Annotated in this window: 9 protein-coding genes and 1 tRNA gene; 1 reads left to right on the plus strand and 9 read right to left on the minus strand. The window is 44.1% G+C overall.

Features of this window, described 5'->3' with window-relative positions; translation table 11 throughout:
- Positions 1 to 233: 233 nt before the first annotated feature.
- The 3 genes from BLU99_RS07755 to asnA all read right to left on the minus strand — a co-directional run bounded on the left by BLU99_RS07755 (position 234) and on the right by asnA (position 6,675).
- Positions 234 to 2,300 (minus strand): RagB/SusD family nutrient uptake outer membrane protein, encoded by a 2,067-nt coding sequence (locus BLU99_RS07755; RefSeq protein WP_091900821.1) that lies wholly within the window; start codon positions 2,298 to 2,300, stop codon positions 234 to 236.
- A gap of 14 nt (positions 2,301 to 2,314) precedes the next feature.
- Positions 2,315 to 5,446, minus strand: a complete 3,132-nt coding sequence (locus tag BLU99_RS07760; RefSeq protein ID WP_091900823.1) for a SusC/RagA family TonB-linked outer membrane protein — start codon at positions 5,444 to 5,446, stop codon at positions 2,315 to 2,317.
- Between the two features lie 191 nt (positions 5,447 to 5,637).
- The gene (gene asnA / locus BLU99_RS07765; RefSeq protein ID WP_091900825.1) at positions 5,638 to 6,675 is read right to left on the minus strand and encodes an aspartate--ammonia ligase; all 1,038 of its coding nucleotides are present in this window, start codon (positions 6,673 to 6,675) and stop codon (positions 5,638 to 5,640) included.
- A 235-nt stretch (positions 6,676 to 6,910) separates the two neighbouring features.
- Here asnA and BLU99_RS07770 point away from each other — a divergent pair.
- Positions 6,911 to 6,984, plus strand: a tRNA-Arg gene (locus tag BLU99_RS07770).
- Between the two features lie 652 nt (positions 6,985 to 7,636).
- Here the strand turns inward: BLU99_RS07770 and BLU99_RS07780 are convergent.
- From BLU99_RS07780 to BLU99_RS07800, 6 genes are read right to left on the minus strand one after another with little or no spacing between them, the layout of a single operon-like run.
- The gene (locus BLU99_RS07780; protein WP_091900828.1) at positions 7,637 to 8,368 is read right to left on the minus strand and encodes a M48 family metallopeptidase; all 732 of its coding nucleotides are present in this window, start codon (positions 8,366 to 8,368) and stop codon (positions 7,637 to 7,639) included.
- Positions 8,356 to 11,502, minus strand: a complete 3,147-nt coding sequence (locus BLU99_RS07785) for a type I restriction endonuclease subunit R (RefSeq protein ID WP_091900830.1) — start codon at positions 11,500 to 11,502, stop codon at positions 8,356 to 8,358. Before BLU99_RS07785 ends, BLU99_RS07780 begins: the two co-directional genes overlap by 13 nt.
- 7 nt (positions 11,503 to 11,509) lie before the next feature.
- Positions 11,510 to 11,656 (minus strand): hypothetical protein, encoded by a 147-nt coding sequence (locus tag BLU99_RS12275; RefSeq protein WP_176771084.1) that lies wholly within the window; start codon positions 11,654 to 11,656, stop codon positions 11,510 to 11,512.
- Positions 11,657 to 11,708: 52 nt separating this feature from the next.
- Positions 11,709 to 13,229, minus strand: coding sequence for an RNA-binding domain-containing protein (locus BLU99_RS07790; protein ID WP_091900832.1), 1,521 nt, complete (start codon positions 13,227 to 13,229; stop codon positions 11,709 to 11,711).
- Positions 13,230 to 13,232: 3 nt separating this feature from the next.
- Entirely contained in the window at positions 13,233 to 14,258 is a 1,026-nt protein-coding gene (locus BLU99_RS07795; RefSeq protein WP_091900834.1) for a DUF4062 domain-containing protein, read from the minus strand.
- 11 nt (positions 14,259 to 14,269) lie between these two features.
- Positions 14,270 to 15,118 (minus strand): hypothetical protein, encoded by an 849-nt coding sequence (locus BLU99_RS07800; protein ID WP_091900836.1) that lies wholly within the window; start codon positions 15,116 to 15,118, stop codon positions 14,270 to 14,272.

Raw genomic sequence — 15,118 nt, forward strand, 5'->3', positions numbered from 1 at the left:
AATGCCGTCTGCCATCAAAACCTAAACGTTTCATTCCGTTATCTCACTCATCATAACAATTCATGGCAAAGATACATCATATCCGCAGAAACGAACTTTGTTTTTTGATATTCTAACTCGAAACTTTGTTCCGATTGACATTTCCTCATGGTTGGCCACTCCACGAAGCATCACAAAAAAAGCCCCACACTCACCAAGGAGTGTGGAGCCTTTCTTCTTTATGGCTTATGTAATTAATATCCAGGATTCTGCATAGCCTGTTTCTGTTCTGCAGTCAGACTAGAACCATCCTCGTTTGTAATATCATTGAGGAACGACTGCGGAATAGGACGATAGTAGTGCTTTGAGGGATCGAAGTTACCAATACCCTGACCTGCGCCATCGTTGAATGCATGCCAACGGGCATCGAGCGTACGAGTACGTACGAGATCCTCATAACGGTGTCCCTCGCCGATCAACTCACGGCTACGCTCGTCGAGCAGGAAGCACATCATCTTCTCGGCATTAGAGTTACAGTTAAGAGCCTTGTAGATACGCTGCTCGTTAGGCATGTTATAGACATCATCAACACTGTTCAGATGCATCACGCTCTTAGTCTCTGCCGTGGTCTCTGCAATATTGTTCGACTCATAGTAGGTATTCTCGTCAGTGTAGATGGCACCATCAAGATTGGCGACACCTGTTCCAAGAGAATTATTCTTATAAGCCTGACCACCATCAGGACTCTTCGAACGATCTTCGCCAGCATAGTATCCAGCACGGTCGCGAAGCATATTCAGATAAACGAGAGCATTAGCATACTGAGCCTCTCCCTGACGGATATAGGCCTCGGCAACCATCAAGGCGTCCTCTGCCGAACGGGCTGTGATGGCATCACGACAACCGAACTGAGAGTTATAACCATTACGAGAACCGTCACGATACTTTGAGAGAGCCACACTGCGGTTATGAGGATAAAGCGTGTAGTAGTTACCTGTACGCTCCTCCTTCTTAACGTTCCAGCTGAACGACTCGTCAGCATAGTAACGGATGAAGGTATGGGTATTCTCCAGCTTACCCTCTTTCAGCACACCGAGTTGAGAACGCGTTCCGTCAATATCGGTGAAACGCTTATCCTCAGGAGCATTGACGATATACTTGATGCCGATCTCGCCACCCTTGAAACGCCCTTCACTGGCCTGAGCACCTTCAGGGAAATAGGCAGCCTGCGAGGCATCCCACTTAGGAGCGTCACCACTCTTGTTGCAGCCGTAGCAAGTGATGAACGACTTCCAGAAGCGAGAGTCGTTCACACGGTCAAACACTTCCATGGCATATTCCGTAGCACTGACATAGCAGAACTCACGACCACCAGAGATATCACGTACACAACCTGCGAGGTTCTGGTAAACAGAAGGATAGCAGAGGCTCATCTGGTTACCGAAACGTCCCCAAGAGTCGCTATTGTCAGAGAACTGGGCAGCCAGCACCACCTCACTGACGCTCTCATTGACATCATTGGGCTTGGTGTAGTTCCACAGATCGAGGAAATTAGCACACAAGGGATGAGCAGCAAGCACCTCCTTACCATACTTGATCACAGCTTCGAGGTCACCACTCTTATAGGCGCCATTCCAACTGTCGCAGCCCTCAGAGGCACGGAAGAGGTGAGCCTTTGCCAGGAAGTGGGCGGCAGCACTCTTGGTGATACGACCGATCTGACTGGCAGTGGTAGGCAACAGATTGTAAGCCTGCTCAAAGTCTGAGATAATCTGTTTGTAGCACTCCTCCTCAGAAGCACGTGTGAAGTAAGTCTGGATCTTTCCGTTGGCTGGTTCCACTTTCAGGGGAACACCACCGAAAAGCTTCACAAGCTCGAAGTAGCCATAGGCACGCAGGAAGTAACCTTCACCCAGACGGGTGTTATAGTTTACGTTCGACTGATTATAATACAGAGGCGTATTCTGAATAACGATGTTAGTCTGCTCTATCAGTCCATAATAGGTGTTCCATACCGTAGCCAGATCACCCTGAGTAGAGTTCAAGGATGAACTATAGTGGTTGTAGTCGGCCATATCGTTGTTACCGCCTGTAAACTCGTCGATACCCATGTGCCACATCTTATAGGCCCACTGGTACTCATAACGGAACTTCAAGGTCTGATAGGCACCTGTCACAAGGGCATCGATGCCATCCTGTGTCTTGAAGTACTCAGTATCGTGCTGAGTAATCTGTGTCTCATCGAGGAAATCCTCCTTACAAGACGACACCCCCACCGTACCGGCAATCAGTGCCGCAAGAAAAACTTTATTGAGTTTCATATCACTATCTTCTTTTAGAATCCAACATTAAGACCAAAAACCCAGCTTCTGATAGTAGTTGTAGTACCAAAGTTTCTGGCATTGTTATCATAGTTCATCATATCTGTATCCAGCCAGTCGCACTTTGAATAAATTGTGAATGGGTTCATGGCCTGGACATAGAGCTTCAAAGAGTTGATGCCAAGAGGAGCCAACTGCTTTCCGGTAAAGTTGTATCCTAAGGAAATGTTACGCATCTTAATGTAAGAGCCATCCTGATAGTTCATCGAGCTGGCATAGGTATCCTCCGACTGACCATTGGTACCTGGGCCATAATACTCGGCATTCTCATTCTCACCGGCTACCCAGTAGTCGAGCTTACGCATCGCATAGCGACCATCCAGATTGACACGTCCAGCAGGCACTGTGAACTTCCAACGGGCAAAGATAAAGCAAGAGAGTTCCCACTCCTTATACGTGAAGGTATTACGCCAACCGCCTGACCAGCGAGGGCGGACCTTACCAACGATCGTGCGGTCGTTGTTTCCATCAATTTTGTCATCTGGATTCAGGTCCTTGACGCGGATCTGACCAGGCTTACGGCCATACACAGCAGCCTGCTCAGCCTCAGAGGTCTTCCAAATGCCATCATAGACATAGTCATAATAGACACCGATTTCCTCACCGACGAACCAGTTCCGGTTGATATTCTCAGTTACGCCGTTAGCCAGTTTCTCGATCTTATTGCGATCAAGCGACCAAGAGAGAATGGTGCTCCACTCGAAGTCCTTGGTCTTCACGGGCAGGGCATTAATCTGCAGGTCGATACCCCAACCAGAAGTCTCACCAACGTTAGCCATTGTAGAAACATAACCATTGAGTGAAGGAATGGTGGTTGCCATCAGCAGGTCCTTTGTCTTCGTGGTATACACGTCAACAGCACCACCCAGACGTCCGGAGAGGAAGCTATAGTCAAGACCGAAGTTCCACTGATAAGTCTTTTCCCAACTCAGGTTTTTGTTAGCCATAAGAGCAGGATTCTTCGCGTTCGGGTCAGAAGGAACATAGCCCACATCCGTCTTATCGCCCCACGTATATGTGAGGTCCTGAACAGAGCCCTTCGTAGCATAAGGAGTAATGGCAGCATTACCAGAGACACCCCAGCCGACACGGAATTTCAACTGGTCAATCCATTTTATGTTCCGCATGAACTTCTCCTGTTCCATGCGCCAACCAAGAGATAGTGATGGGAAGCTAGCCCACTTGTGACCCTCAGACAACTGAGAGGCACCATCCCAACGCATAGAAGCAGTAAGCAGATAACGGTCCATCAACGAATAGTTGATACGAGCCATATAAGAAGTCATCGAAGACTCTGTCAGACCTGTAGAATAGTCAGTAGGATCATTCTTGGAGTGAGCATTGTACCAGAGTTCCTCTGCAGTAGCCACGTTAGCACGGATATTACCTCCCTCATAATGATAGTCGGAAGCCGACTGCAACAGAGTGACACCAATGCTGTGGATGTCGGCGATCGTTTTGTTATAGTTGACGATATTATCAAGCGTCCATGCCACACGCTGATAGGGATTATAGACAATCTGGTTGCGACCTGCGCCGTTAATACCCTCAGCGGCATTTGCTGTACCAAGACGGAAGTACTGGAGTTCAGGTCCGAACTGGATACGATAGTTCAGGCCCTCCAGCGGAGACCAGATCTTTCCGAAGTCAACTTGTGCATAGGCACTACCGTTGATACGGAAGTTCTTTCGCTGGTTCTTGGTATAGTTCAACTCGTCAATGGGGTTCTGGATATTCACATCACCTGTAGGATACTCGATGAAATTGCCATTCGCATCGTAAGGCACAGACCAAGGCAGCATACCACGCAGAGCGTTGTAGTAGTCGCCTGCGCCAGTGGTCGACTTCGTGAAGCTATAACCATACTCCTGCGTACCATAAGAAGCATTCATCGTCACGCCCATGGTGAAGTAAGGCAGGACCTTTCCCTCGAACGAGGTGTTGAATGTGAAGCGCTGATAGCTCTGACCAGGTGTGACACCTTTCTCATTCAGATAGCCAAACGAGCCATAGCCCTTGAACTTATCCGTACCACCTGAAGCACTCAGTGTATGCTCCTGGGCTATACCCGTGCGCTTACCTTCGCTCTCCCAGTCATAAGAACCCACCTTTGAGTAGTCGAAAGAAGAGTGGTCTGCACTCCAGCCCTTCTCGATATTGGCCCAAGAAGCAGGCACATTACCATAGATCTTGTAGTCAAGGTCGTAATTAGGTGTACCGTCACCGTATGCACCACTATTATAATAGGCATAGCGAGAGTACTTCAGCCATTCGGCTGCGTTCATCATCTCAGATACATTATGAAGTGAGGAGACGGTCAGAGTTCCTGAATAGTTCAGAGTCACCTTACCCTCCTTACCTTTCTTGGTCGTCACGAGTACCACACCGTTAGCACCACGGCTACCGTAGATAGCTGTTGACGAAGCGTCCTTCAACACCTCGATCGACTCGATGTCGGCAGGGTTGAGATTCTCGATACCACCATTCTGGATGGTCATACCATCGACCACATAGAGCGGGCCGTTTCCTGCATCGATGGAACGCTGACCGCGAACCGTAATGGAGCCCACCTCACCAGGACGCTGGCTATTGGTGATATCCACACCGGCAGCCTTACCCTGCATAGCCTGCAAAGCATTGCTCACAGGCATCTGGGTCAGTTCCTTGGAATCGATGTGTGCCAGCGCACCTGTCACGTCGCTTTTCTTCTGGACACCGTATCCTACCACGACGACCTCGTCGAGCAGCTGACGGTCTTCCTCAAGCGTCACGTTGATCTGTGTCTTTCCTGCCACGGATATCGTCTGGTTGCGATACCCCACATAGGAGATCAAAAGGTTAGCATTCTCGGGTGTGTTCTTAATGATAAAGTTTCCGTCAAGGTCGGTCACTGTACCAGTAGAAGTTCCCTTCACAATGACGCTGGCTCCGATAATCGGTTCACCGGCAGCATCAACTACAGTTCCCGACACCTGCTTCTGGGCAAATGCACTAGACGTGCAGAGCACCATCAAGGCCAAGAACATCAGTCGGTGGAGCACAGATACGCCCCTCCCGAACTTGTCTGTAACATAAAGTTTTCTCATACAGTTAATGGTTAGTAAAATTAGTAAGAGTTGTTAAAGTGAAGGCAAAGGTAACATTTTCTCCCAATTTCCATATACAATATTTCTGCAAATACCCAAATAAATCAAAAATCAAAGAAGAAAATCAAAAATTAGGGGTCGGCTCCTATGAACCGACCCCATTTGGTCTCTATACCTGATAATGATGATGACTAAATCAGGTTCATACCCAGCTTTTTGCAGGCCTGACGCATGTCGTCGGGCCAGATGCTGGCCTGTATCTCACCGATATGTCCTTTGTGGAGCAACACCATGCACAGGCGACTCTGTCCGATACCGCCGCCGATGGAGAGCGGCAGCTTGTCGTTGAGCAGTTGCTGATGGAAGTAAAGCTGTTCGCGCTCCTCCTTGCCCTCCATCTTCAATTGACGGAGCAGGGAGTCCTTGTCGACACGGATACCCATCGACGACAACTCGAACGAGCGTCCCAGCACAGGATACCATATCAGGATATCACCGTTGAGTCCCTGCTTGCCGTTCTCGGCCACCGTCGACCAGTCGTCATAGTCTGGTGCACGTCCGTCGTGCTTCTCGCCATTCGACAGTTTACCGCCTATACCTATTATAAATACGGCACCGTAAGCCTCACAGATGGCATCCTCACGCTCCTTTGGCGATTTATCCGGATACATCTTCAACAGTTCCTCGGCATGGATGAAGTGGATCTTCTCAGGCAGGAAAGGCTTGATCTGCGGATACGTCTCACAGGTGAGATACTCCGTACGACGGATAGCCGCATAGATACGCTCTACCACATTCTTCAGGAAGGAGAGCGTACGATCCTCCTTGCGTATCACGGCCTCCCAGTCCCACTGATCCACATAGAGCGAGTGCAGGTTGTCGAGTTCCTCATCGGCACGGATAGCATTCATATCTGTATAAATGCCGTAGCCAGGTTCTATCTTGTATTCGGCCAGACTCAGCCGCTTCCATTTGGCCAGCGAGTGAACCACCTCAGCCTGTGCGTCACCCAGATCCTTGATAGGGAACGACACTGCCCGCTCCACGCCATTCAGGTCGTCGTTGATGCCAAGTCCCTTAAGCACGAACAGAGGAGCCGTCACGCGGCGCAGTCTCAGTTCGGTGGAAAGGTTCTGCTGAAAGAATTCCTTGATTAGTTTGATACCCTGCTCAGTCTGCTTCATATCAAGCAGCGCCTCATATTTCACAGGTTTGATGATTTGTCCCATATGTCAGATGATACTTAATTCTAGTTTATAGCTGTGGCATTTGCCGCTGCAAAGGTACACATTTATTATTAAAACGCAAGCGAAAAGAAACAATTATTTTGCAAAATGACACAAATTGATAATATCCGCTAACATTTTGCACGAGCGGAAGCCCGTTAACAAATCATAATTCTTAATTCCTTATTCTTCATTCTTAATTAATAGTCGTACCTTTGCATACGCTTTTCAAAAGCAGGGTCCCGTAGCTTAGCTGAATAGAGCGTCAGATTCCGGTTCTGAAGGTCTTGGGTTTGAATCCCAACGGGATCACAAAGGGAAAAGGAGTTTTAAATATGAAAGTTCACTTTCAGATATTTAAGGCTCCTTTTCCCTTTGTAGGATGGCAGGCGCCAGCCTACGGGAAAGACGAAGTCAATCCCAACGGGATCACAAAAGATAAAGAGTCGCGAACGATGAAAGATTGCTTTCAATCTTCGAGGCTCTTTTTTACTTTCTCTTTCCTTCGTATTGACAGTGCAAAGATACGATAAATCGAGAGCAATACGATATTGCACTTTTAGTCTGTTCGGCGTAGAGACAGGGCCTACTCTGGGTAGAGGGGCCTTCTATCAGTCAAAGAGATTATCTCCACGACTGTAAGGAATGGCACTTACGAGAGAAGGAGATAATCCCTTATAGGGTATAGAGATAATCCCTTTCACTCGTAAACCCTATCTCCACGACTCATAGACCCTATCTCTTTGAGGGAAAGATTCCGCCTCTTTCTTACATAGGCATAATCACCTCATAATCAACTAATTGCCAAAACCGCCCAAAACTCGCACCTACGCCTCCAACTCCGATGTTCCTACCACCACGCAAGTTATGAGCACCACTCTGTCCGGGAAATTCAAAGAAATCATTTCCTTCCCTATGATTTTATGTACACAAAGATTCTTTATAAAGTGCCCAATTATATACGTCACATCATAACTCTTTCCAGTTTTGTCTTCCACTTCTCCCAATGAGGCATCTCTTTGGTAAGTAAAGCATAAAAATCTTTAGTGTGATTACGATAAATGAGATGACACATTTCATGAGTAATCACATATTCAATACAACATCTTGGAGCGCAAATAAGCCGTGGATTGAGAGAAATACGCCCATCAGTGGTACAATATCCCCATCGTTTTTCCATCTTCTTAATGGAAAGACTTTGGGGTTTTACGCCATAGACAGAAAATTGTTCAATGATTGGCTGAGCATACTCTTGAAACTTGACGTTGGCCCGTTGGCGATACCATGTTTGTAACAAGATACCAGCATCTTTCTTATGGCGACACTCTATCTCAATGATGTTATTCTGATAATGGACTGCATTCACATTACTTTCTTTGACTCTGAGCATATACTGACGCCCTAAGTAGAGATGCGACTCTCCACTAATATACAGGCGCTTTGTCGTAGATGTGCCAAACGACTCAAAAAACCGTTTCTGTTTGAGAATCCAACTGGCCCTTTTATGTACTTTCTGTTGAATCTGTTCCAAGGTCGCATCTATAGGCGCTTTCAGGCAGACACGACTATCCGGATTAACACAAATGCTTAGAGTCTTTCTATGGGCAAACTCTATATCATAATCGATGACAGTCGCTCCATATTGTATATGGTCATGGGCAACCGCAAGGGATGCCTCTACAGTTATTTGATCCATATCTTTGCCACATCTACACAACCGTCAATGACGACATCCATATCGTCGAATGAGAAGTCAAGTCCATACTTACGTTTGATGTTGTCAATCAACTCATCTTCCAAATCAATCTTCATCTTTCCGATGATATCACTTTTTAATTGCCAATCCACTAAAACCGCATTGTCAACAACAACTGTTTTACGAATAATCTCATCGAAAGCCTTTGTCGTAGCAAGAGCCATTTCTCTGATAGGCTGATCAGGGAATAGTCGTTTGTAGTTTTCTATGGCAATACCATAATAGGCTTTTGCAGCATTATTATGTTCCAGTTCTGCCGGCAGTTCACTGTCCGTATGGTTCAGTACATCCTCCTTGAACTGCAACATCTTTTCCAGATATTCATTATCGCTAAGTCGTCCCTGCTCATATGCTTCAATCGCCTCACGAATTAATTGTGAGAACTTCTTATAGAAAGCAGGATCAGAATCCATATTCTCCTTAATATATTTAGAGGTACGCGAAGCAATAGTATCAGCCTTAGCTGCTGTTCCAACAATACTGTCGACCTCCTTCTGGAAACTTTCAGTATCGAAGATATTGACCAATTGAGTGATGACTTTTACTTCGTCACTCTCCACATGACGATTGATTAACTTCTCAATTCTTGCCTCGTATTTCTTATAGTCAACAGCATCAGAATAGCGCAACTGGACAGAAGTACGTAGTTTGGCAAACATACGCAAATCTTCTTTGTATCGTTCAATTGTCTTTTCATCGGTATGATCATGAAATTCTTTGGTAGAAAGAGCCAGCTGAAGCACAGACGAGAAAGCCGTCAGACGATCATAGAACTCATGACGCCTGTCTTCCAGTCGCAATGATTGGGCGTAGGCTTCCAAATCACGTTTGTTTGGAATAGCCTTAAACAAATCCCATAGTTCTGCATTCTTCTGAGGCAATTCTGCAATCTTATCACTAACAGGTGCCAGCGTCTCACGGAACACATCTCTATCTTCTTCGTCATACTCAGAATAAATGCTTAACGCATCATCTAACTCTGCTAATACACCATAGTAATCGATGATATAGCCATAGTCTTTCCCATCACAGTTACGATTGACGCGAGCGACAGCCTGCAGAAGTGTATGTCCTGTCAGATGACGGTCAATATACATGACAGCCACTTTGGGCTCGTCAAATCCTGTCAGCAATTTATCCACAACAATCATAATCTCAGGATCCTCCTGACCTTTGAATCTGGCAATCAGATTCTCCTGATATTTATGTGGAGCCCCGTGCTCGTCCATCATCTTTTTCCAGAATGCCTTCACCTCCTCAGAGCTTTCTCCGTAAGCCGTCTCCTCACCCTCGCGGTCGTCAGGTGCTGTGATCAATACATCTGATGTCACCTTACCGATCTCATCCAAATATTTCTTATAGAGGATCGCCACTTTTTTCTTGGGAGTTACTAGCATGGCCTTAAATCCAGTACTCTTCCAGTTGTCTGAGTAATGTTCTGAAATATCTACTGCAATCGAATAGATACGCTGTTCCGTCTGGTTGAGAATATCCGTACGTGAAAACTTTTTCTTGAGATCAACCGATTGCTCTTCTGTTAAGTCATCGCACACACGGTCAAAGAAACTGTCGATGGGCCCTTCCGTTACAAACTGTGGCACGATTCTTCCCTCGTATAACAGGGGTACCACTGCATGGTCTTCTACTGCCTGCTTCACTGTATAGACGGGTTTGATGATTCCACCAAAAGTGCGAGCTGTATTTTTGTCCTTCTTCATCAAAGGCGTACCCGTAAAGGCTATTTTACAAGCATTAGGCAGAACACGATTCATCTGGATAGCCATCTCTTTATACTGGCTACGATGAGCCTCGTCAATCAGAATAAAGATATTCGGATCTGTCAATGGCTGCTTGATTTTCTTGATGGCTGTTGCAAACTTATTGATGATGGTTGTAATCACAGAATCTGTATTGCTTTCCAACAACTCCACCAGTTTGATGCCAGTTGTCGCATTCTCCACATCCTTACCGCATTTACGGAAAGTCTTAGTGATTTGTGCATCCAAGTCTGTGCGGTCTGTTACCAATACGATGCGAGGATTCTGCACGACAGTGGCAATCTTCTGAGCCAACATCACCATCGTCAGAGACTTTCCGCTACCTTGCGTATGCCAAACTACGCCACCATTACGCTTGCCTGCTTCAATGCGTTTTACTCGCTCCACCGTTTCCTTCACGGTGAAGTATTGCTGATAACGGGCCAGTTTCTTGATGCCTGCATCATAAATCGTAAAGTGGTAAATCAATTCTAACAATCGTTTGGGGCGACAGAGGTTATAGATGTATTCATCTTGTATCGTTGGAGTGCGCACTACTTCTTCGTCCTTGTTCACTATATCCAGGAGTCGTTTCTGGTAATCCAATTCCTCTTCCTTATTAATGTGCATCTCATGCCACTTACACCAGAACTTCTGTGCAGAACCCGTTGTGGCATAACTGCCGAAGTTATTTCCAACAGCCAATAACAGCGCACTATAGACATACAGTCCTCTGATGCCATCATCCTGCTGATTACGCAGATGCTGGGAAATAGCCTGTTCTTCCGCTCCTTTGATATCAGGACGCTTACACTCTATTACTACCAACGGAATACCATTCACAAACAAAACAATATCAGGACGATAGGTGTCTGCAGAGCCTGTACGGGTCACAGCAAACTCCTCTGTCACATGATAGACATTATTCTCTAGATGCTCCCAATCGATATATCGCATGGTGTAACTCTTCTTGTCACCATCGATGCTCTGCTCAAAAGCCTTACCTAATGTCAACATGTTATATATGGCCTCATTGCCACTAAGGTATCCACCCTCCATCGGCACATTACGCATGGCTATCACTCCGTTCTCGATGTTCTGCTCTGAGAAACGTTCCTCTTTACGGTTACCTATCCGAATGGAATTCAGTTCCCTCAGTTGCCGTCTCAGCACCTCTTCCAACAGCACGTTGGAAGTCTTTCCACCCCGCATAGCCAATGCCTCTTCTGGCGATAGATACTGATAGCCCAACTTCTGCAACAGCTCCAAAGCCGGCTTCTGGCTTATATCGTTTTCTTTGAATGATATTCTATCCATATTTGCCCTATTTTTCTATTTCCCAGTGCCCACTATAACCACTTTCAGTATCACCTTGAGTATCATCTTGAGTGACATCTTGAGTGACATCTTGGGTGACATCATCAACAGTTGAGAAAACATTGACTTCAAAAACGGTTAACATACTATCCATTTTTTGACCACCTATTTGACCACCTATTTGACCACCTATTTGACCACCTGCATTATAATTGTTTCAAAATAATGAAGTAACTTCCACGAGTGCGTCCTTTCCTAGCAATATTACCATTATTAATAAGCACTTCAATATGTTTTTGAATAGCAGATTGATTAATTCCAATGGTATCAGCTAGCTCTCGGCGAGTAATATGAGTATTATCCATAATTAAATCAAATATTCGTTTCCTAATATCAACTGCAGTTGCAACAGACAGTTTACGCTCACGAATATGTCCGTCATCATCAACGACTAGTTCCTTGCAGACGAAGTCTTTGTGGCATGGAATGGATACATAAAAATAGGTTCTATCTTCGTCTGACTCGTATGATGCATCATCTGAGCCGTTCTTTTCCAACTCTTTCTTGACGGTTGGGATTCCTGTTCCGCGTCCTTCTGTCAAATCCAGTTCTTTCAGGAAATCACCTAATCGCCTGTTCCTATATCTTCTTGCATGGATTCGTTTGCCTGCACGAAGGTCTTCCAGTCTGATACTTCTATCGGCACCACTGTAACTGATAATTTCTATTTGCTCTGGCATAATAGAGATCTCAACAGGCTCCCGTTCCTGGTAGGAGCGATGGTATAAAGCATTTACGATAACTTCTTCCAGAGCCTGATAAGGGTAATTGAAAGTTCTATCAGCCTCTGCTTTTGTTGCTACTTTGGCAACTTTCTGCCTAATCACCATTGTCTTTACATAGTCAAGAGTCCGTCTGATAATCTGATGCACAGGTCCTTTTATGGGATCTATTTCTATGAAATTATCTGGGTCTGCATCCTTGCCTTTAGGATAAATGACAATATCCACTTGGGTACTAGGGAAAAACTTCTCAGGATGATATGAGAACAGCATCAAGGCTATATTTTTGATTCTTACATTCTCATTTGGACCCTCTACCAAATCCATTTGTCGAAGAATTTGTAGAGGAGAGCTTGTTTCAAGTTGCTCAACTAATTTGCTGCCTGTTTGTGTCAGGAAGTCCCTTACCAGTAGCATCGACACATCTTTTATGGAAGCTGATGTGTTCCCCCTGTCATCGAAAGGAACGCGGTTGGCCATATTCAACAGCTCCACCTCATAATCCCCTTTTGCTACGATTGAGCTGGAGTTATATCGAATATAGTAATTATACTCTTTATGCTTGGCTGTTACATTATCAGGAACTTTGTAGGGGCGTCTGTCGCCTGCTGTTACCCATATTACAAACACTTTCTTCCCGTCAACATCTTCAATGGCAGTTCGTGGCTGGTAGTAGGGCATGATGAGATTATTGAAGCCAATCATAGATTTCTGAATATCATCCAGATCATCTATGTCAACTCCGCAGACGGGTCTTTTTGCTCTGCCGTTTTCTTCTTCTACTCCCACTACGACATAACCGCCACTAATGTCTTCGAAATCATTGGCAAAGGCACAAATGGTCCTATAGATGGCATCAGGATTCCACCCTTTCTTAAACTCGATTCTGTCACTCTCAACGACTCTTCCGTCAATCAGCGACTCAATGTTTATGGGTAGTGTCATATGTTACTGATTTTTATCTTTAAAAAAACATAGTGAATTCAATATCAGAGCTTTCCCGTTATGAGATAATTGCCAATAAATGGATTTGCACTCCGGTATCGTACACATCTCTATTAATCCCAATAACTTCAGATGAAGTCTTATCTGCTGATATGTTTTTAATTCTATCTGACAATTGTCGTTTCTGTCAAAATTCTTACCAGTAGATTCAAATGATATTCTAGCAATTCTATTCCTAACTTGGGTATCAGACAAGCTATTATCTATCATGTAAAGAGCTAATTTTTCAAAAATCTCTTTTATAGATAATTGCGCTTTCCATGTTGTAACAGCATCTTTATGTTTTTTATAATCAAAGTGTTTGTTTTGGCCTGGAATAGTAGCAATTGTTTCTAATCCTGCAATTCTGTCTTTCAGATTATTTTCTAATTGACTTAAGTCCTGATCCTGTTTTGCTTTAAATTCACGAAGTTCCGATAATTCTTTTTGTAATTGGTTTATCTCTTGTAAGGATTCCGCATTAGTCTGCAAATTTGCTCGAACCCATCCTGTTCTTGGGAACATCTTTATTGTTTTGGGTAAGCTAATTGCGACTAATGCATTAAGTTCATCTGCATTATCCCAATATTTTACAAGTTTTCCTGTCTCCACTTTTTTACGGAAGTTCTCCAATTTTTGTTTTAATACTGCATCAGTATCTGCTTTTCCTAAAGGAATAGAAGAAATATCCTTATGAAGGAAAGCCATTACAGGAATACCCTTTTCTTTTGCATAATCATATTCCTTTTCTGTATAGCTAACACCATTATCATCCATACTACCATAGCGAGCACCTACAATTAGTAGATAGTAGTCACAATCATCTATAACTCTCTTTATGAAATCAAATTGTTCTTCATCCATCGCTGGAAACAACTCCATACCAGCAGGAATGCAATCCAAACTCATAATAGTCTGCATCACTTTGTTACGTTCTTCTTTCAGATCAGAGAACGTGGAACTGATAAATATCTGATATCGTTTATCCATAGATTATCATATTAGAAAAAAGAAAGGACTATATCTAAATATGAACGTAATGTCTCCGGACTTTTACAAAGTCTCCTTAATTCCTCATTCTCTTCTAAATATGTAAAAAGTCTATCTGCAAAGAAACTTGGATCTTCTTTTAAAGCCCGATATGGTACGTCTTTCTCTTTGCAGAATTGTCCAATACCAGAATGTATAATAGATTTAATTTTCTCGTTCTCCAAAGTACTTACCATAACATTTTCTCTTGTATTTATGCGTCGCTCCATTCTTGATAAATGGTAAGCCATTTCCTCTATTTTAGATAATAAGACTTCATTCATAGAGCCTTCTTTTTTCTCCACATGTGCCACTTCGAATTCTCCGAAGTTTTTCAGAAACGTAGTGTAATTCGGATCATTTTTTGCTTTTTCGACAGTAGCAATGATCTTTGTTTTTAATTGTTCTTTGAAATTAAGAATGTTGTAGTATCGTAGATCACGAGGATATGATAGATGTTCTATGGGGGAAGTATCAAATGAGTAATCTGTTTTATCGTCTATAACAATAATTGCAGGCTTGTCAAAAGCCAAACGCATGCCCAACTCAAACATTACGTTAGGATTTTTGCCACTCACATCACAGACAACAATGTCGTTGTCATAGATATTCTGAATGATTCTTTTTTGTATAATACCTATATCATCAGCATTGCTTACGAGATTAGGTTTATAACCAGCATCGCAGATGGCTTCTGATATGATTTTTTTTACTTCTGCCCAATGTTCCATCGAACAATTGTCTATTGATGAAATCGGCATAATGATACCACATACAGGCTTCTCGTTAATTGCTTCGACTTTGTTTTCTTCTTTTTTCAT

The organism is Prevotella sp. lc2012 (genome assembly GCF_900107065.1).
Classification (GTDB): Bacteria; Bacteroidota; Bacteroidia; order Bacteroidales; family Bacteroidaceae; genus Prevotella.

Excerpts from the sequence above, each read along its gene's own strand:
- BLU99_RS12275 (WP_176771084.1), bottom strand. The coding sequence starts at position 11,656 with ATGGATAGTATGTTAACCGTTTTTGAAGTCAATGTTTTCTCAACTGTT.
- BLU99_RS07760 (WP_091900823.1), bottom strand. The coding sequence starts at position 5,446 with ATGAGAAAACTTTATGTTACAGACAAGTTCGGGAGGGGCGTATCTGTG.
- BLU99_RS07755 (WP_091900821.1), bottom strand. The coding sequence starts at position 2,300 with ATGAAACTCAATAAAGTTTTTCTTGCGGCACTGATTGCCGGTACGGTG.
- BLU99_RS07780 (WP_091900828.1), bottom strand. The coding sequence starts at position 8,368 with ATGGATCAAATAACTGTAGAGGCATCCCTTGCGGTTGCCCATGACCAT.
- BLU99_RS07785 (WP_091900830.1), bottom strand. The coding sequence starts at position 11,502 with ATGGATAGAATATCATTCAAAGAAAACGATATAAGCCAGAAGCCGGCT.
- asnA (WP_091900825.1), bottom strand. The coding sequence starts at position 6,675 with ATGGGACAAATCATCAAACCTGTGAAATATGAGGCGCTGCTTGATATG.
- BLU99_RS07790 (WP_091900832.1), bottom strand. The coding sequence starts at position 13,229 with ATGACACTACCCATAAACATTGAGTCGCTGATTGACGGAAGAGTCGTT.
- BLU99_RS07800 (WP_091900836.1), bottom strand. The coding sequence starts at position 15,118 with ATGAAAAAAGAAGAAAACAAAGTCGAAGCAATTAACGAGAAGCCTGTA.
- BLU99_RS07795 (WP_091900834.1), bottom strand. The coding sequence starts at position 14,258 with ATGGATAAACGATATCAGATATTTATCAGTTCCACGTTCTCTGATCTG.